Origin of the sequence: Luteibacter sp., assembly GCF_035539195.1 — a bacterium.
Lineage (GTDB): Bacteria > Pseudomonadota > Gammaproteobacteria > Xanthomonadales > Rhodanobacteraceae > Luteibacter.
In genome coordinates, this window is record NZ_DATLIW010000030.1 from 188,524 (window position 1) to 207,359 (window position 18,836).

Annotated in this window: 15 protein-coding genes; 9 read left to right on the top strand and 6 right to left on the bottom strand. The window is 65.1% G+C overall.

The genetic code is table 11. From position 1 onward, the window contains the following. Positions 1-95: 95 nt before the first annotated feature. Positions 96-3,146, bottom strand: a complete 3,051-nt coding sequence (locus tag VM621_RS10730) for a TonB-dependent receptor (protein WP_325469154.1) — start codon at positions 3,144-3,146, stop codon at positions 96-98. Positions 3,147-3,529: 383 nt separating this feature from the next. Between VM621_RS10730 and VM621_RS10735 the strand changes: the two genes are divergently transcribed. The 3 genes from VM621_RS10735 to VM621_RS10745 all read left to right on the top strand — a co-directional run bounded on the left by VM621_RS10735 (position 3,530) and on the right by VM621_RS10745 (position 5,488). Beyond that, the gene (locus VM621_RS10735; RefSeq protein WP_325468949.1) at positions 3,530-4,477 is read left to right on the top strand and encodes a sensor domain-containing diguanylate cyclase; all 948 of its coding nucleotides are present in this window, start codon (positions 3,530-3,532) and stop codon (positions 4,475-4,477) included. A gap of 172 nt (positions 4,478-4,649) precedes the next feature. Next, the gene (locus VM621_RS10740; RefSeq protein WP_325468950.1) at positions 4,650-5,078 is read left to right on the top strand and encodes a helix-turn-helix transcriptional regulator; all 429 of its coding nucleotides are present in this window, start codon (positions 4,650-4,652) and stop codon (positions 5,076-5,078) included. Next, positions 5,075-5,488 carry a VOC family protein gene (locus VM621_RS10745; RefSeq protein ID WP_325468951.1) on the top strand — a complete coding sequence of 138 codons (414 nt, stop codon included), beginning with the start codon at positions 5,075-5,077 and terminating at the stop codon, positions 5,486-5,488. The genes VM621_RS10740 and VM621_RS10745 overlap by 4 nt, the downstream gene beginning before the upstream one ends. Here the strand turns inward: VM621_RS10745 and serA are convergent. Continuing rightward, the gene (gene serA, locus VM621_RS10750) at positions 5,482-6,717 is read right to left on the bottom strand and encodes a phosphoglycerate dehydrogenase (RefSeq protein ID WP_325468952.1); all 1,236 of its coding nucleotides are present in this window, start codon (positions 6,715-6,717) and stop codon (positions 5,482-5,484) included. The genes VM621_RS10745 and serA overlap by 7 nt on opposite strands. Before the next feature lie 123 nt (positions 6,718-6,840). On the opposite strand from serA, the gene VM621_RS10755 reads away from it, so the two are divergent. Both VM621_RS10755 and pip read left to right on the top strand, forming a co-directional pair. After that, positions 6,841-8,223: an FAD-binding oxidoreductase gene (locus VM621_RS10755; RefSeq protein ID WP_325468953.1), complete on the top strand. Its 1,383-nt coding sequence runs from the start codon at positions 6,841-6,843 to the stop codon at positions 8,221-8,223. A gap of 110 nt (positions 8,224-8,333) precedes the next feature. Next, on the top strand, positions 8,334-9,290 hold the full coding sequence (gene pip, locus VM621_RS10760) for a prolyl aminopeptidase (protein ID WP_325468954.1): 957 nt from the start codon (positions 8,334-8,336) through the stop codon (positions 9,288-9,290). A gap of 180 nt (positions 9,291-9,470) precedes the next feature. Here the strand turns inward: pip and VM621_RS10765 are convergent, their stop codons facing one another. From VM621_RS10765 to VM621_RS10780, 4 genes are all read right to left on the bottom strand, one after another. Next, complete coding sequence (locus tag VM621_RS10765; RefSeq protein WP_325468955.1) at positions 9,471-12,206, bottom strand: lamin tail domain-containing protein; 2,736 nt, start codon at positions 12,204-12,206, stop codon at positions 9,471-9,473. 137 nt (positions 12,207-12,343) lie between these two features. Then, the gene (gene upp / locus VM621_RS10770) at positions 12,344-12,982 is read right to left on the bottom strand and encodes a uracil phosphoribosyltransferase (protein ID WP_325469155.1); all 639 of its coding nucleotides are present in this window, start codon (positions 12,980-12,982) and stop codon (positions 12,344-12,346) included. A gap of 95 nt (positions 12,983-13,077) precedes the next feature. After that, positions 13,078-13,392: a PsiF family protein gene (locus VM621_RS10775; protein WP_325468956.1), complete on the bottom strand. Its 315-nt coding sequence runs from the start codon at positions 13,390-13,392 to the stop codon at positions 13,078-13,080. Positions 13,393-13,552: 160 nt separating this feature from the next. Then, positions 13,553-15,052, bottom strand: coding sequence for an aminotransferase class III-fold pyridoxal phosphate-dependent enzyme (locus VM621_RS10780; protein WP_325468957.1), 1,500 nt, complete (start codon positions 15,050-15,052; stop codon positions 13,553-13,555). A gap of 215 nt (positions 15,053-15,267) precedes the next feature. On the opposite strand from VM621_RS10780, the gene VM621_RS10785 reads away from it, so the two are divergent. Genes VM621_RS10785 through VM621_RS10800 form a run of 4 tightly spaced genes read left to right on the top strand, consistent with a single transcriptional unit; the run spans position 15,268 to position 18,793 of the window. After that, positions 15,268-16,188 carry an ABC transporter ATP-binding protein gene (locus VM621_RS10785; RefSeq protein WP_325468958.1) on the top strand — a complete coding sequence of 307 codons (921 nt, stop codon included), beginning with the start codon at positions 15,268-15,270 and terminating at the stop codon, positions 16,186-16,188. Then, positions 16,185-16,964 carry an ABC transporter permease gene (locus VM621_RS10790; RefSeq protein WP_325468959.1) on the top strand — a complete coding sequence of 260 codons (780 nt, stop codon included), beginning with the start codon at positions 16,185-16,187 and terminating at the stop codon, positions 16,962-16,964. The genes VM621_RS10785 and VM621_RS10790 overlap by 4 nt, the downstream gene beginning before the upstream one ends. 36 nt (positions 16,965-17,000) lie before the next feature. Further along, positions 17,001-18,194: a sensor histidine kinase gene (locus tag VM621_RS10795; RefSeq protein ID WP_325468960.1), complete on the top strand. Its 1,194-nt coding sequence runs from the start codon at positions 17,001-17,003 to the stop codon at positions 18,192-18,194. Further along, positions 18,191-18,793: a response regulator transcription factor gene (locus VM621_RS10800; protein ID WP_325468961.1), complete on the top strand. Its 603-nt coding sequence runs from the start codon at positions 18,191-18,193 to the stop codon at positions 18,791-18,793. Before VM621_RS10795 ends, VM621_RS10800 begins: the two co-directional genes overlap by 4 nt. The last annotated feature ends 43 nt before the right edge of the window (positions 18,794-18,836 follow it).

An 18,836-nucleotide genomic window follows, 5' to 3' on the forward strand; every position in this document is an offset into this window, starting at 1 on the left:
CCTGTGGGAGCAGGCGGCGATCTGGGGATCAGCGTGTTGGTTCCCATCCCTGGGATGTTGTTCTTAGTAGTCGGTCATATCGATATACGCCGGGATCAGAAGTCGTACGTTGCCGTCAGTCGCGCATAGCGCGGCGTCTGGTAGTACTGGCCCAGGTCGTAGTTGTTGAGCACGGTCTGCGGCGAGGCTTCATACGTCGCGAAGCTGTTGAGCGGCTTGCGCTCGTTGGTGACGTTGAACACGCTCAGGCCGAACGCCAGCTTGCTGTCGAAGTAGGTCGGACGATAGGTCACCGCCAGATCGACCTGGCGATACCACGGATTGCGCTTCAGCCCCGGAGGTGACGGCAAGCCGTTGCAGTTGTGGTAGGACGAGCCGTAGCCGATCGGATCCGGATCCGCGTTGGCATCTTCGTAACCCAGGCACGACTTCGGTGCGCCCGACGCCAGGCGCAGGTTGCCGGAGACCAGCCATTCCGGAGTCAGCTGGTAAGCGCCATACGCCTTGATCTGGTGCTTACGATCATTCGCCAGCAGGCCATTGGCGTTAAGCATCAGCTCGGCCGAATCCCAGTCCTGCGTCTTCGAAATATCGGTCTGGCCGATATCGGACTTGGTCTGGCCTTCGGTGTTGCCGTAGCTGCGCGAGAACGTGTAGTCGATGCGACCCTGCCACTTGCCGTTGAACGGATGCTCCAGGTACAGGTCGAGCGCGTAGTAGCGACGAATCGCCTTCTGATCGAAGCCCCAGTCGGCTTCGCTCATCTTCACTTCGGTACGACCCACGCCGTTGGCATTGGCAAGGCTGAAGGTATTGGTGAAGCCCGGGTTGAAGATCACGCAGCCCGGGATCGACACCGAGTCCGGATCGAGGCCTTCGGCGGTGAGCTTGTCGGCGATCTTGCCGGTGTCGCAGACATCGTCGATCGCCGTGCGCAGCCTGCGCACCGTGATCTTCGCGCCGGTGACCCACTCGCTGCCGAGCGTCTTGTCGAAGCCGACGATACCTTCGTCCTGGTACTGCGAGTGAAGGTCACGCGCGGTGACCGATTCCGGGTCGACCGGCTGGCCGTATTCGCCATCGGGAGACCTGGGGCCGGCACCGATGGGGGTCAGGCCGGTCGGGCGGCCCAGGCTATCGATGCCGGTATAGTCGAAGAACTCTTGCGTGAGCGTCGACGGGGACGCACCGCGCACCGCGACGTTGTTCGGCAGCGCGAGGAAGTAACGGCCGAAGTTGCCGTAGATCTTCAGGGTCGAATCGCCGAAGACGTCCCACGCCGCGCCAAGGCGCGGCGCCCACTGGGCAGCGTTGTTCACATAGGCGCGGCCCTGATCGTTGTAGTTCTTGAAGCGATCGTTACGCACGCCGATGCTCAGCAGCACGCGGTCGGTTGCCTGCCAGCGGTCTTCCAGGTACTGGGCGCGCTGGTCGAGGGACATGCTCGTCACCGACGAGAAAATACGCTTCTGGACGTAGTAGCCGTCGCCGCCCGGTGGGCCGACCTCCAGCGCCGTGCTGATCGGCAGGGTGGGATCCGACGCCTTGCCATAGCGCCAGTAGTAACCCGGGCCGCTGGTGGAGGTGCCCACGTTGTGGCCCTGGTAATGCATGTTGTCGATACCGCCAGCGAGGTGGTGATCGCCCAGCTGCCACTCGAGATCGAGGCGAAGACCGCGCGTCTTGCTATTGGCGCCCGGATCCTGCGAGGTCGTCGACGTATTCAGGTTGGTCACCTGGTTGTTGCCGACGATGCTCGGATCCTGGTTGTACGGACGGTCGATGTACGGCTGCTGGTCGATGCCCGGTGTCGGGTTCTGCAGGTAGTCGTCGGTCCAGCTCTTGCCGTAGGTCGCGGTCAGCGTCACGTCGTCGGTGATGTAGCTGGTGTACTTGGCGATGGCGTACTTGGACGTGAGCTTGGACGTATCCGCGTTCGAGCCGAGCGGGGCGCCCTGGCGACGCGTGTCGTAGTTGTAGTCGTAGTACGTGCCGCGCTGCTCGTCCGTGGAGTGGATGCCGGTGAACTCGAGGATATTCGAGTCGTTGATGTTCCAGTTGATCTTGGCGTAGTACTTCGGCAGGTTGTACGTGTAGTGGTTGTTTGCCACCGGGTTGGCGTCGATCGCCGCGGTCGACGTACCTTCGGACTTCTCCGCTTCGGCTGCGACGAAGAAGAACAGTTTGTCCTTGATCAACGGGCCGCCGACGTAAGCGCTGTACGTCGTCGTCCACTTGGTATTGTCCTTGCGGTTCCGATAGATCGTGCCGGGGCGCGATTCGTCTTCGTAGCCGTAACCGGTGGGCAGTGCGGTGTTCTTGTAATAGATGCTTCCGGCCGTGGACGCGGCGAACCTCGGTTCCCACAGAACCTGCGCACCGAAATGCCAATCGTTGGTACCGGCCTTGCCGACCTGGCTGATGACGCCGCCGTCGGAGCGGCCGTACTTGGCGCTGTAGCCGCCCGTATAGACTTCCTGCTGGTCGATGGCGCCGTACGGCAGGCCAACGCCACCCAGGTTGCGATAGGGGTCGGACGTCGCATATCCGTTGATGTAGTAGGCGTTTTCCGAGGCACCGGAGCCACCGAACGAAACCGTACGATAGCGGCCTGCGCCGAGGTTGTTCGACCCCGGTACGGCGCCAGGCGCCAGCAAGGCGATGGCTTCGGCGTTACGGCCGAGTGGCAGGCGGGCGAGGGTTTCCGACGTGATGACCGTGCGCGCATCGACGGCGGTGGCGTCGATGGGCGGAAGGGTATTGGCGGTGACGGTGACCGATTCGAGCGACTGGGCCGAGGCGGCCGAGGTCGCGCCCGCGAAGGACACGTCGGTGCTGCCGCCGACCTTGATCGACACGTCTTTACGCGTATCGACCACGGCGCCATCGCGCTTGAGACTGACCGTGTAGTTGCCCAGGGGCAGGTTGCTGACGCGGTAACGGCCGTCGGCATCGACAGGCACGTCGCGCGTAAAGCCGGTGTCGTTGGTGACGCTGACCGTTCCGCCGGCGGCGGCAGGAGCCTGGCCAAAGATCGCGCCGGTGGTGGACTGCGCCATGACCGGCGAGATCGCGGCGATGGAAAGGCCAAGCGCTATGGCCAACGCGGTCGGCCTGAGCCCTCCGCGTCGACGGATGCTGTGCAGATGCATGTGTCACTCCCCGAAATTGGCCCAGAAAGGTGGGCCACCAAAACGAATGGACGTTCGTTCCAAACGGTTCTGGCGGTGACCTGACGCCGGCCTACGGCAGTGTTCACTCCCCCGAGCGAACGCTCCCCCCGCACGACTTGCCCCCGCAAGATCCTTCTCCCGCCTTGTTCCTGCCATGAAGTGGCGCGTCGCAGGTACCAAGGCGTGTCCGAAAGTACGTGGGCTATCTGGCACTTGTCAATGACATTTTGCGAATATTCGTAGAGAGTTGCGCCCCGCCGTCGGGGCGCCGGCGTCGTCTCCGGGGCCCTGCGACTCAAGCTTTGCAGGCTTTGGCCGCTACACTCGCGAAGCCGTCAGTGGGGACAGGGCACGCCATGAGTATCGAAGACGTCGTTGCCGAGGAAGACATCGGGGTCTACCGAACCCTGCTCGAATCCACGCGTGCGATTCCCTGGAAGATCGAGTGGGCGACGTTGCGCTTCGCCTATATCGGCCCGCAGATCGAAGCGCTGCTGGGCTGGTCGCCGCAGTCCTGGGCAACCGTGCAGGACTGGGCCGATCGCATGCATCCGGAAGATCGCGCCTGGGTCTTCGATTTCTGCGTGTCGCAGTCGCAGGCCGGTGTCGATCACGAGGCGGACTATCGCGCGCTGACCAAGACCGGTGAATACGTCTGGATTCGTGATGTGGTCCATGTCGTGCGCAATCCGGACGGCTCGCCGAATGCGCTCGTCGGTTTCATGTTCGATATCAGTGAGCGTAAGCGCACCGAGGAAAAGCTGCTGGACATGCAGCGCGAGCTGGAGGAGCTGTCATTCAAGGACGGCCTCACCGGGGTCGCCAACCGCCGTCGCTTCGACATGGTCATGGAGACGGCGTGGCGGGATGCGCGACAGAATCGGCAGACACTGTCGCTGGTCGTGCTCGATATCGATTTCTTCAAGCAGTACAACGACCACTACGGACACCTCGAAGGCGACGAGTGCCTGAAGCGCGTCGCGTCGGCGCTGTCGAACATCGTGCGCAACCCGGCGGATCTGCTCTGCCGCTTCGGCGGCGAGGAATTCGTGCTGCTCTTGCAGGATACCGACGAAGCCACCGCCCTGGCCCTGGCCTGGCGCTGCCTGGACCTGGTGGAGAAAGCCATGATTCCGCATGCCGGCCTCGGTGCGGGCAAGCGCGTGACGCTCAGCGCGGGTGTGCATACACTGGCGCCCAAGGAGGGCGATCAGATTCTGCCGGCCATTGCCGTGGCGGACCGACGCCTCTACCTGGCCAAGCAACGCGGCCGCGCCCGCGTGGTCGCCGAAGGCGGCGAGTAGGCACGACCTTCCACGCGAGCGGTGAAACGGGATGGCTCCTTCCTCGGTAGGAGCCGATTCATCGGCGATGGGTGCTAGCGACACGGTATGAAATCGCCGCTGAAGCGGCTCCTACGAGGGCAAGACGGTGGACCCGGAGCTATTACGCCGCCTGCTACGCGCAAAGGACCGGATGGACGCCGCCTCGAACGAGGCCTGGCCGGTCCAACGGCTGGCACGTGTGAGCCACGTGTCCGAAGCGCATTTCGCGCGATCGTTCAAGCAGGCCTTCGGCCTTCCTCCCCACCGCTACCTGCTCACGCGCCGAATGGAACGGGCAAAGGCCTTGCTTCGCGACACGGAGCTGCCGGTCCTCGAGATCGCCTTGCAGACCGGTTGGAACAGCCTGGGCACCTTCGGTCGCGTGTTTCGCGATGTGAATGGCAAGAGCCCCAGCGCATGGCGCGTCTTCGAGCAGGCCGCCCGACACGCCTTGACCGAGGTGCCGCACTGCTTCGTCAGTGCCGCCTATAGGCCCGGCATGACAAGCGCAGTTTCGGAGAAGCGACGGCGGGAGCAGGCTGCTAAAAAAGGGGCTCCCAACAAACCGGAGTGTTTATGAGCCAGGGTATCGCAGTAGTAGGGCTGTACGTTCGCGACCAGGACGAAGCCCTCGATTTTTATGTGGAGAAGCTCGGCTTCCGCGTGCATACCGACGCGCAAAACGGCGACTTCCGTTGGCTCACCGTGCAGCATCCGGAGCAGCCTTCGCTACAGCTGGGCCTGTTCAAGCCGCAGGCGCCGGTGCTCGACGAGGCCACCGCGCGGACCATGAGCGAAGTGGTGGCGAAGGGCGCGATGCCGCCACTGGTGCTCAACGTGGACGACTGCCGTGGCACCTACGAACGCATGCGCGCTCGTGGCGTGGAGTTTACCCAGGCGCCGGAAGAGCGCTACGGCAACGTGGACGCGAACTTCCGCGACCCCTCGGGCAACGGTTGGAAGATGATCGAGTCGCACCGCGCTCAGTAGAGCGCGCGCGCCTTCAGCGTGCCGTCGATCGCCGCCAGTTCGTTACGCAGCGCGGCGGCGTGCTCTTCGGTCGTGGTCACGTCGATCACCACGTAACCCACCTGGCCGGAGGTCTGCAGATACTGGCCGTCGATGTTCACCGCCGCTCGCGAGAACACCTCGTTCACCCGCGACAGGACGCCAGGGATGTTGCGGTGGATATGCAGCAGGCGGCGGCTGGTCGGATGCCCGGGCAACGAGACCTCGGGGAAATTCACCGCGGAAAGCGTGCTGCCGTTGTCGCTGTAGCGCACCAGTTTCGAGGCCACCTCGATGCCGATGTTCTCCTGTGCCTCGGCGGTACTGCCGCCGACGTGCGGCGTGAGGATCACGTTGTCCATGCCGACCAGGGGTGAGACGAAGGGGTCGGTATTGCCCTTGGGCTCGACCGGGAACACGTCGATGGCGGCACCGGCGAGGTGTTTCGAACGCAGCGCGGCGGCCAGCGCATCGATGTCGACGACGGTGCCGCGCGAGGCATTGACCAGCATCGCGCCGGGACGCATGCGGGCGATTTCGGCCGCACCGATCATGTTCTTGGTCTGCGCCGTTTCGGGGACGTGCAGTGTCACGACATCGGCGCGCTCGAGCAGGTCATCGAGGCTGGCCGCCGGGCGGGCGTTGCCCAGCGAAAGCTTGGCTTCCACGTCGTGGAAGATCACGCGCATGCCCAGCGATTCGGCGAGAACGCCGACCTGGGTGCCGATGTGACCGTAGCCGACGATGCCAAGCACCTTGTCGCGGACCTCGAAGCTGCCGGCGGCCGACTTCGACCAGCCGCCGCGGTGGCACTCGGCGTTCTTCTCCGGAATGCGGCGCACCAGCATGATCGTCTCGGCGATGACCAGTTCGGCCACGCTGCGGGTGTTGGAGTAGGGCGCGTTGAACACCGGCACGCCCAGGCGCTCGGCTTCCGCGGTGTCCACCTGGTTGGTACCGATGCAGAAGCAGCCGACGGCGATCAGGCGGCGCGCCTCGGCCAGGACATCGGCGCTGAGGTGGGTGCGCGAGCGGATGCCGACGATGTGCGCATCGGCGATACGCTCCTTGAGGTCGTCTTCGGAAAGCGACTTCTCATGGAACTCGATTTGCGAGTAGCCGGCCTGGCGGAAGGTTTCCAATGCGCTGCGGCTGACGCCTTCGAGCAGCAGGACCTTGATGTCTTCTTTCGGGTACGACGTGCGCTTCATGGCCGGGCTTCAGATCCGTGGGCGAGACGCTCACTATGCCAGAGAGTGACGTTCATGTTGCAGCGCAGTGGACGCCCGGCCCGCGCGCTGGCACCCTGCCGTGGATACCCGAGCGAGAGCCCCATGACCGACCCGCGCCTGTCCGAACTTGCCCGCCTGCTGCCCGATCTGAAGCTGTCGACCGACCCGGGCGACCTCGAGCATCATGGTCGCGACTGGACCCGGCGCTGGACGCCGGCACCGCTGGCGATCGCCTATCCGGCCTCGATCGCGGAGGTGCAGGGTGTGGTCCGGTGGGCGAACGGGCAGGGCGTGGGCGTGGTTCCGTCGGGCGGCCGTACCGGCCTGTCGGGCGGGGCGGTCGCTGCGCATGGCGAGATCGTGGTCAGCCTCGACCGGATGAACCGGGTGCTGGACTTCGACCCCATCGATCGCACGCTGACCGTCCAGCCCGGCATCGCCCTGGAGGCGGTGCACAACGCGGCGCGGGAGCGGGGCCTGCTGTATCCGGTGGACTTCGCGGCCCGCGGTTCCTGCCAGATCGGCGGGAACATCGCGACGAACGCCGGTGGCATCCGGGTCATCCGATACGGCAATACACGCCGGTGGATCGCCGGGCTCAAGGTGGTGACGGGAACCGGCGAACTGCTCGACCTCAATCGCGGCCTGGTCAAGAACGCGTCCGGTTACGACCTCCGGCATCTGGTCATCGGCTCCGAGGGCACGCTTGGCATCGTGGTCGAGGCGACGCTGAGCCTAACCTCGCCGCCGCGACCCTCCCAGGTCATGTTGCTTGCCGTGCCGGCGATGGACGCATTGATGAAGGTGTTTGCCGAGGCCCGGCATCGCCTGACGCTCGGTGCCTTCGAATTCTTCACCGAGCGTGCCTTGCATCATGTCCTTGCCCATGGCGCGCAGCGTCCCTTCGGCGAGACGCATCCGTTCTATGTCGTGACCGAGTACGACGCCGTGGACGAGAAGGCCGAGGCGGCGGCGCTTGCCTTCTTCGAACGCTGCCTCGACGAAGGCTGGGTGGTGGATGGTGCGATCAGTTCCAGCGAGGCGCAGGCCGCGGCCCTCTGGCGCCTGCGCGAAGGCATCACCGAGAGCCTGGCGCCGCACAAACCCTATAAGAACGATGTTTCCGTGCGCATCTCCGCCGTGCCGGCGTTCATGGCCGAGATGCAGGCGTTGCTCACGGCGGAGTACCCGCACTTCGACGTGGTCTGGTTCGGCCATATCGGCGACGGCAACCTGCATATCAACGTATTGAAGCCGGCCGATCTGGACAACGCGATCTTCGTCGCGCAGTGCGAGCACGTCACCTCGCTGCTGGTCGACACCCTGCAACGTCACGGCGGCAGCATCTCCGCCGAACACGGCATCGGCCTGGTCAAGAAGCCCTGGCTGGGGAGCGTGCGCAGCGAGGCGGAAATCGCCCTGATGCGTGGGATCAAGGCGGTGTGGGATCCCAACGGCATCATGAACCCCGGAAAGCTCCTCTAAACGGGCGTCTCCCGCCGAGTGGCATGCGGCGATCCTTGCGAGGCGAACGGTTGGAATCCACCGGCCGCCCCATTAGCCTTGTCACCTCCCCGATACCGAAGACCCGCCCCATGGCCCAGGACTCCCCCGACCTCTACCCCTCGATCGAGCCCTACAACTGCGGCACGCTCAAGGTTTCCTCGCTGCACACCCTCTATTTCGAGGAGAGCGGCAATCCGAAGGGCAAGCCGGTGGTCTTCCTCCATGGCGGTCCCGGTGGCGGCACCAACCCGCGCTGCCGCCGCTTCTTCGACCCGAAGAAGTACCGCATCGTGCTGTTCGACCAGCGTGGTTGTGGCAAGTCCACGCCGCATGCCGAACTGACCGATAACACCACCTGGGACCTGGTCGCCGACATCGAGACACTGCGCGAGCACCTCGGCATCGACACATGGCAGGTATTCGGCGGCTCCTGGGGTTCGACCCTCGCCCTGGCCTATGCGGAAACCCATCCGGCACGCGTGAGCGAGCTGGTGTTGCGCGGCATCTTCATGCTGCGTCGTTCCGAGCTGGAATGGTTCTACCAGGGTGGTTGCGACATGCTCTACCCGGATGCGTGGGAGACCTATCTCTCCGCCATTCCGCCGGCCGAACACGGCGATCTCATCAGTGCTTACCACCGCCGGCTGACCAGCAACGATCCCGCGGTTCGCGTCGCCGCCGCGCGTGCGTGGTCGGTGTGGGAAGGTGCGACGAGCTACCTCTACCAGGACCCGGGCCATATCGCTTCCAGCGGCGAAGACGAGTTTGCGCTCGCCTTTGCGCGGATCGAATGCCATTACTTCGTCAACGCGGGTTTCTTCGAAGTCGATGGCCAGTTGCTGCGCGACGTCGACAGGATTCGCCATATCCCGACGGTGATCGTGCAGGGGCGCTATGACGTGGTCTGCCCCGTGCGCAGCGCGTGGGACCTGCACCGCGCGTTCCCGGAAGCCGATCTGAAGATCGTGCAGGACGCGGGGCATTCGGCATTCGAGCCGGGGATCGTGCGGGAACTGGTCGAAGCGACCGATCGTTTCGCTTCGTGAGGTATCGCCGCTGAAGCGGCTCCCACAGGGAGGCCAGAAGCGGCTTCTACAGGGAGGTCAGGGTATCGCCGCTGAAGCGGCTCCCACAAAAAGCCGATCCACGGCAAGCATGCGGCTTTTTGTGGGAGCCGCTTCAGCGGCGATAGGTTGCCCGGCCTCAGCCGGGCAACCGCTCTCACATCAGAACAACCCCAACGGCAGCGTCAGCAGATCCACCACGAAACCATCGTGGTCGGACGAACCGATCGCCTTCTTCGCATCGGTGGCCGTGGCCGCATCGTCCAGTGTCTGCACCGGGGCGTCGAGGTTGCCGCGGCCGTACTGCATCTTCAGGAACAGACCGCGCGCCACAGTGTTCAGCAGGGCGTTGTCGAGCACCTGATGGGTCGGAACCTGACGCGGCGCCTGTCCCTGGATGTTGCCGAAGTTCTCGGTGAACAGGAACGAGTAGCGGTCCTGCTCGGGCACCGAATCCACGGCATTCCACAGCGTCGGCTTGACCAGGTTCTTGCCCAGCTTCAACAGGTTCTGGCTGTCGTCGTAACGACCGGCGATCAGGCCGACCACGTCGGCGAAGCCGTCGGTGAACGGGTAGGCGTTGAAATCGCCGACGACGAGCAGCGGCGTGAGCAGGTTCTTCCGGTCGGTCTGCAACGCCTGCACCTGGGTAGCGAGGGACTTCGCCTGGAGGAAGCGCTTCTGGCGGTCGCGATCTGCCGCGCTGCCGGTCTTGTCCACGTTCTGCCGGGCCTTCGGGTGCACGGAGATCACGTTGACGCGCATCCGGCCGAGGATGGATGGCACTTCGGCGGTCAGCAGCAGCGGTGGATGATCGTGCAGGAACGAGACGGAGCCCTGGTCGTCCCAGGTTTCGTCCGCACCCAGCTGGCGCACGTCGAGCACACGGACCCGGTCGGTACGGACAAGGAAGCCGACGTTGATGCCGCTCGGATCGTGACCCGGCTGGAGAATCGCCTCGTACTGCGCCGGGTAGTCGTCACCCAGCTGCTTGGCCAGGCCCTGCAGCACGGCAAGGCTCTTCACTTCCTCGACCGAGAGGATGTCCGGCAGCTTCAGCACACTGCCGATATAGGCCGACAGACGCTGTGTCTTCAGCTTGACCTGGTCCGGGGTCGGCTCGCTGCTGCCGCCACTGCAGGTGAAGGTCGTATTGAAGTCGGAATCGCAGAAGCGCTCGGTGTTCAGGGCGCCCACGCGCACGGCGTAGAACGGACGCGAATCCACGGCGCGCGGAAGCGTGGCCGCCTTCTTGATCGTGATCTTCGTCGGGATGAAAGTGTACGTGCCGAACGCATAGGACATGACGCCTTCTGCCTTGAAGGTCGTGCCTGCGTTGAACGGCGTGTCAGCCGGCACGGCGCCGAAGTCGGCCGTGTTCATCTTGAACACTTCGGGGTTGCCCGACCAGTTGGGCAGGTTCACGCCATCGGGTACGGGCACCGTGTAACGCACGCCCGGCTTGCGCAGCGAGCGCGTCCCATTCGCGGTGATGTAGACCTCGGCGAAGGGCTCGTTGCTGAAACGCAGGTTGCCCGTGGTGATCATGCCGTTGTCGATCGTGACGCGCATGCCCACGTAGCACTGGTAGTTCGTCGTGCCGCAGGAAAGCGCATTCGGATCCGTCGACGGAATGCTGTTGCCAAAGGCCACGGCCTTCGGCAGGTGGGCCCCGTGCATGCTCGTGGTGATCGTCGCGTTCTTCAGCTCGGGCAGGTTGAAGTAGTTGTCCACGGTGGCCTCGACATCGACCACGTCGCCGGACTTCACCGTCGGCGCCGTACTGGTGAACACGTAGATGCCGTTCGAGGTCAGCGGATCGGCATCGGCGCGGTCATCCGGCGTCTGCATGGTGAAGCCGGCGGGGCCGACGGCGGTGACGATGTTCGCGTGGGTCGCAACGCGCTTGCCGACCAGCGGGGACACCTGGCCGGTACCGGTGACCTGCCAGATTTCGGCGGCGACCGGGATCTCGTTGAGGATCGCGCCGACCGCCGCGCTCTTGGCGATAGTGACGTTACCCGTGGCGTCGCTCAGGTTGACGCGGAATGCCTTGTCGGGGCCGGCCGCCTTCGCGCCGTGCACGGTTACGTTGATGGTGCTGCTGTTGCCGCCGGCCGGGATGGTCAGCGTGGTGTCGACGGCATCGTAGTCGCCCGCGGCGACCGTGGCCGTGTCGTCCGCCGTCGTGGCATGCACGGTCACGTCGGTGCCGACCGGCTGGCTGAGCGTGACGGTGAACGGCATCGTGACGTCGTCGCCGTTACGCAGGCTGACCGTGGCGTCGGCGATGGAAAGGCTCGGGCCCTGCGCGACGCAGGGCGAGGTGCTGGCGCGCGGGGCGGTCGGCGCGACCTTGACCCAGTCCGCCGAATTGTCGCCGCTGGACTGCGGGAAGCCGGCGGCGTTCGTCTTGCGGCCGTAGCCCTGGTCCGTATTGCTGCTGCCGAGCGTGGCGAGCGGCGTGCCCAGCTTATAGGCCGAGCCGCTGCTCAGGCCGACCTGGTCGATCGCCGTGCCCGAGGCGTTGAGCAGGGCGAGGCCACCATCGTCCGTCACGCCCGTCGAGTACTTCAGGTCGGGCGTGACACTGCCGGAGTAACCGGAAGCCGCCGTGTTCGCCAGCAGCAGGAAGCAACCCGGCGCCACCGACGTCCCCGCCGGAAAGGTGAAACGCGTGCCGGTCGTGCCGGCCGAGTTGGAGGCGTTGAGCTTGTAGCCGGAAACGTCCAGTGCCGCGGTGCCGGTGTTCTGCACTTCGACGAATTCGTCGTTGCCGCCGGCGGGTCCGCGAAGGCGGAACTGGGTGATGGTGAGGTCCGCCGCCTGCAGCGGTAGAACGGCCATGAGGCCGGCCAGCGCCGCCCAGGTGGCGCGCCGTGTCGTGGTCGAACGCATTCGAATATCCCCTCGAGTCGTTGAAATGTATGCGACCCGAAGCACCGCGCAATCCCCTGCGTGGCGTTCCCCCTGTCGAGTCCGCGGGCCGAGTGTGCCGCGAATTTATGACAGGGGGATGTGACACACCCGACGACTCAGGAAGGTTTTTGCTTGGTCCCGAAGATCTTGTCGCCGGCATCGCCCAGGCCGGGCAGGATGTAGCCCAGTTCGTTCAGGTGGTCGTCGATGGAAGCGACGTAGATCTCGATATCCGGGTGAGCGGCTTCGATGCGCTTGAGCCCCTCGGGCGCCGCGACAAGGAACAGGCCCTTGATCTTCTTCGCTCCAGCCGCCTTGAGCATGTCGACGGTGGCGACCAGGGTACCGGCCGTCGCCAGCATGGGGTCGACGATGATCGCCGTGCGCTCATCCATGCCGCCGCTGAGCTTTTCGTAATAGGCGACCGGCTCGAGGGTTTCCTCGTCGCGTTGCAGGCCGACGACGCTCACCTTGGCCGCCGGAATCATCTCCAGCACGCCACTGAGCATGCCCAGGCCGGCACGCAGAATCGGCACGATCGTGACCTTCTTGCCCTTGATATGCGTCACCTCGACCGGACCCGCCCAGCCCTCGATCGTCTTGCACTCGGTTTCCATGTCGGCGGTGGCTTCGTAGGTGAGCAGGGCGGCGACTTCCGAGGCGAGTTCGCGGAACTCCTTCGTGCTGATACCGGCCCGGCGCATCAGGCCGAGTTTGTGCTGGATGAGGGGGTGGCGGACTTCGACGATTTTCATGGGCATGCGGTCGATGGCGGAGATGCCCGATTGTCGCATGCGAGGCCCCTCCGGCCCGAAGGCCGGAGGGTGTGGGAGCCGGCTCCCAACGTCGTTCAGCCCTTCAGGCAGCCGCTCATGAAGGTCTTGCGTTCGGCGCCCTTCAGACTCTTCGCCGAGGCGTCCTTGTTGCAGGAGGTCATCTTCTGCTGCTGGGTCTGCTTGGCCGGCGCCGCGGTCTCGCCCTTCAGGCAGCTGCTCATGAAGGTCTTGCGATCGTCACCCTTCTTGCCGGTCGCCTGGGTATTGCAGGTCGACATGCGCTGTTGCTGCGGCGTCAGTTCTTTCTTGGCCGCCTGCGGGGCGGCTATGGCACTGGCGGAAAAGGCGAGCAGGGAAGCAACGGCAAGGACACGAAGCTGCATACACATGGCAAACCCCTACGTGACGCCGGGCGAATCCGGCGTCTGAGCTTACCTCTCTGAGCCATCGCCTACAAAACCCAAGGGGGTTCTGTGTGGGAGCCGATTCATCGGCGATGCTTCCTCGCGCGCCTATCGCCGCTGAAGCGGCTCCCACAGGGAGCGGGTGTCAGGCCGCCTTGGTGGAAGCCGAGCGACGCGGGCCTTCCTTCAACGCGTGCCGGATTTCTTCGACGATGAGGTCCACCTCGGCGCTGGTCACCCGGAAGTGCGGGGTGAAGCGTAGGGAGTTGGCGCCGCCGTGGATCACGCCGACGCCGCGTTCGCGCATGTATTCCTCGGTCGAGCCTTCGCCGTAGCACTTGTAGTCGCTGGCCAGTTCGCAGGAGAACAGCAGGCCGGTGCCCTGGACCTTGGTGATCATGCCGCCGAGTTCGCTCTTGAGGCCTTCCAGCTTCTGCAGGAACTCCTGGCCCTTCTCACGAATGTTCGCGCGGACCTCGTCGGTCAGTTCGGCCAGCGTGGCGACGGCGACGTCGAGGGCACGCGGATTCGCGGTCATCGTGTTGCCGTAGATGCCCTTGCGATACAGGCCGGCGACACGGTCGGTGACGGCAAGCACGGATAGCGGGTACTGGCCGGCGTTGAGCGCTTTGGAGAAGGTCTCCATGTCCGGCGCGTCGAGGGACTCGAAGCCCGGGTAGTCGATGATGGACAGCACGCCGTGCGCACGCAGGCCGGCCTGGATCGAATCGACCAGGAGCAGGGTGCCGTGTTCACGCGTGAGTTCACGCGCGGCGGCGTAGAACTCCGGCGTCAACGCGCGACCCGGATCGCCTTCGCCCATCACCGGCTCGAGGAACATGGCCTCGATGAACCAGCCCTGGCGATCGGCCTCGGCGAACGCGGCTTTCAGCGCGGCCACGTTGTACGGCTCGACCGTGATCAAGGTGTCTTCGTTGCGAAAGCTGGCCAGGTGCTGCTGGTAGTTGCGGCGCGACGAATCGGAGTAGATCGCCGGACGCTCCGTGCGGCCGTGGAAGGCGCCCTTTACCGCGAGACGCTTGATGGTACGGCCGGCGTGCCGCGCACCCGGATCGGTCATCACGCGCGCATTGACGTCGGCGATGCGGCCGGCCAGCGTGACCGACTCCGAACCCGAGTTGAGGCAAAGGAAGTGCGAGTAGGGGCTGCCGCCGCGATGGCGACCGAGCTCCTTGTCGAGCGCGTCGCACAGACGCAGCTGGGAGACGTTCGCGGTCATGACGTTGGCCATGACTTGCGGGCGCGCCATCGCATCGATGATGTGCTGTGGGTTGTGGCCGAAGCCCAGCATGCCGTAGCCGCCGTTGTCGTGGATCACGGCGCCCTTCAGCGTCACCACCCACGGGCCGCGCGCGGCGGCCGGCACGTACGGATTCACGCCGTCGTCGGGGTAGAAGTTCACCAGGCCGCACTGCAGGTGGTTGATCTGCTCGGCTTCGTCCATGCGCAGGAAGTCGCCCATGTCGGCGCGGAGTGCCTGGTGATAGGCGACGGCTTCTTCGATGGCCTGGACCAGGGAGGGGTCGATGCCGGCGAAACGCTCGACGGTGGCGTCGGCCAGGCCTCGCGTGCGCGGCGTACCGCCAAAGTCGCGCAATTCGCGCAGAAGACCGATGACGTCCATAACCCACTCCTTCACTTCAAATGACGCGGCACTGTTCGAATCGATCCCTTAAGACGCCGCTAAGTGTCTATATGTAAAGGGATTATTTCCTCAGCATATCACGCGGATTTTGGCCGCGTAACCCCCGGGTGACGCTTGTCACATCCGCACAATGACGCAAGCGACTGCCGCCAAGGGGTTGCGACGGAATATGTTGCGACGCAAGGGAGGACACCATGATCAACGACACCTGTATTGCGCGTCTGGACCAGGTCGGCAAGCGCTACGGCGCCATCGTCGCACTGGACGGCATCAACCTGGAAATCCACCGCGGCGAGTTGCTCGCGCTGTTGGGCCCCAACGGCGCCGGCAAGAGCACCAGCATCGGTCTGCTGCTCGGGCTGCACCGCGCGGATAGTGGCAGCGTGAGCCTGTTCGGGCGCGATCCGCAGGACATCGAGGCGCGCCGGCGCATCGGCGTGATGCTGCAGTCGGCCGCCTTGCCGCCGACGCTGAAGGCCGGTGAGCTGATCGCTCTCACCGCCAGCTATTACCCCGCGCCGAGGTCGGTCGCCGAGTGTGCGGCGCTGGCCGGTATCGACGATCTCCTGGGCCGGCGGTACGCCAGCCTTTCCGGCGGCCAACAGCGCCGCGTGCAATTCGCCATGGCCTTGGCGGGACGGCCGGAAATCCTCTTCCTGGACGAACCCACGGTCGGCATGGACATCGTCGCGCGCCAGTCGCTCTGGGCGGCGATTCGCAAGGCGGTCGCCGATGGGTGCGCGGTGGTTCTCACCACCCACTACCTCGAAGAGGCGGAAGCCCTGGCCGATCGTGTCTGCGTGATCGCCAAGGGTCGCGTGGTCTCCGAAGGCACGGTGGATGCCCTGCGTGCCCATGTCGCGGTGCGCCGCATCCGTTGCATCACCGCCACGCCGGCGGCGACCGTCGCAGCCTGGCCGGAAGTGATCTCCGCCGAGCTGGTGCAGGGCCGTCTCGCGATCGCCACCGCGGAAGCCGAGACCATTGTCCGACGCCTGCTCGACGCCGATGCCGCGCTGAGCGAGCTTGAAGTACAGCGCGCCGGTCTGGCCGAGGCCTTTACCGAAATCACCCGTGAAAGCGAGACGACCGATCTTTCCCAGGAGGCCGCATGAACACCATCGACAGCATCGCCACGCCGGTGATGACCACGGGCCGACTGATCAACGCGTATGTGCAGGAGGCGAAGTCGGAATGCCTGCGCTACCTGCGCAATCCGGGATTCCTGCTGCCGACGTTGCTGTTTCCGTCGGTGTTCTACCTCATGTTCGGCATCTTCCTCGCCCATTCGAACAGCGCCGACGCGCCGCGTTACCTGCTGGCGTCCTACGGCACGTTCGGCGTGATGGCGCCGGGCCTGTTCGGCTTCGGCGTATCGCTGGCGCTGGAACGCGACACCGGTCTGCTCACCCTCAAGCGCGCGATGCCAATGCCGCCTGGCGCCTATCTGCTCGGCAAGATGTGCATGGCCATGCTGGTCGCCGCGGTCGTTTCGATCATCCTGCTGTGCATGGCGGTGTTCCTGGCGGGCGTGACCCTGCCGGCGTCACGGCTGGTCGCCTTCTTCCTGCTCGAAGTGCTCGGTGTCCTGCCGTTCTGCGCGCTCGGCCTGCTGATCGGCACGCTGGTCAAGGGGCAGGGCGCGCCCGGTGTGGTCAACCTCGTCTATCTGCCGATGGCCTTCCTGTCCGGGCTGTGGTTCCCGTTGCAGATCATGCCCTCCTTCGTGCAGTCGATCGCGCCGATCTGGCCGGCGTACCACCTCGATCAGCTCGCCATGTCGGTCGTGGGGTTGAACCCGGGCAGTGTCCTGCCGCACGTGCTCGTGCTGGTCGGTTTCACGGCGGCCTTCCTCCTGATCGCCGCGCGTCGCCTGCGTCGCTACGGTTGAAGTAGCATGAACCTTCGTCTTTCCTCGGATAAGCGCATGGCTCGCTCGTGGTTCCAGCCCGCCCCGGATTCGCTGTGGAACCGCTTCCACGAGAAGCCACGGTTGCGCCTGGCCAGCCTGTTCAACCTGGTATGGACGGTTTACGTCTTCGGCGACCTCGTCTTCGCGGAGAAGCTCAACCCGCACTGGTGGCTGGCCACCCTCACCACGTTTCCGGCCTTCCTGGCTCTTTACGCGATCAGCTACATCCGGCCCATTCGCCAGGCGCCGTGGTTCGCCGCGGCGGTTGCCCTGCTGGCGTATTCGATCATGGGCATCAACGCGAGCGGTGGCGGGTGCTACATGATCTACGCGTGCGCGATCATGGGTTTCGAGGGATCGCCCAAGCGTTGCTATACCGGCATGGCCGCCGTGATCGGTGGGTTTGTCCTCGCCGGCACCTTCATCTACGCGTGGCCGCCATCGATCCTCGCGACGATCAGCTTCATCGCGCTGTCCGTGGGTTCGATCAACGTCATCTATCGCTTCAATGCGCAGCGTGACGCGGAGCTCAAACTGTCGCACGACGAGGTGCGCAGGCTGGCGGCGATGGCCGAGCGTGAGCGCATCGGGCGAGACCTTCACGATCTCCTTGGGCATACGCTTTCGCTGATCACGCTCAAGCTGGAGCTGTCGCGCCGCCTGATCGATCGCGATACGGACGCCGCCCGACGCGAGATGGAAGAGGCCGAGGCCGTGGCCCGCCACGCGCTTGCCGAAGTACGTTCGGCGGTGACGGGGATTCGCGCCACCGGCCTCGCCGGCGAACTGGCTTCCGCGCGGTTGCTGTTGAATGCCTCGATGGTTCAGTTCGACTACGTGAGCAACCTCCCCGAGCTCCCGGAGCGCCTGGAAGCAGGGCTTGCACTCATCCTGCGCGAGGCGGTGACGAATATTCATCGCCATGCGCGTGCCTCGTCGGCCGAAGCTCGCGTCGAGATCAAGGGGAACGAACTCACCTTGTGCATCGCCGACAACGGCACCGGCGGGGTGAACAGCGAGGGTAACGGCATCTGCGGCATGCGCGAACGTGTCCGCGCGCTCGGCGGCACGCTGGCTTTCGAGTCGCAGCGTGGCAAGGGCACCCGCGTGCGCATCGCCGTACCCCTGACCGCGGCGGACCGCCGCCTCGCCACTACGACTCCACAGGATTTCCCGATGCGAATGACGGATAACGGGAGCCCGGCATGATCCGCGTCCTGATTGCCGAAGACCAGGCCATGGTGCGCGGCGCCTTGTCGGCCCTGCTCAACCTGGAATCCGATATCGAAGTGCTCGGCTCGGCCGCCGACGGCGAAAGCGCCTGGCGCGAATTGCAGCGACTGAAGCCTGACGTGCTGGTGACCGACATCGAGATGCCCGGCCTGACCGGGTTGGAAATCGCCCAGCGTATCCACCGTCACGAACTGCCGATGAAGGTGATCATCGTGACGACCTTCGCCCGGCCGGGATTTCTTCGTCGCGCGCTCGACGCCGGCGTGAGCGGCTACCTTCTGAAGGACGCGCCGGCCGAGAACCTCGCCGAGGCCCTGCGCATGGTCCATCGCGGTGGCCGCGCCATCGACCCCCAGCTGGCGCTGGAGGCATGGTCCGAGGCCGACCCCCTGAACGATCGCGAGCGGCAGGTGTTGCGCCTGGCGGGGGAAGGGCAATCGGCCAACGATATCGGCACGCAGTTGAATCTCTCGCACGGGACGGTCCGGAATTACCTGTCCGAAGCCATCGGCAAGCTGGGCGCGACGAACCGCATCGAGGCCTTCCGGCTGGCACGCCAGAAAGGCTGGCTCTGACCGCTACAATGCGGCGGTAACGCGCCCCTTCGGCGCGGCCAGG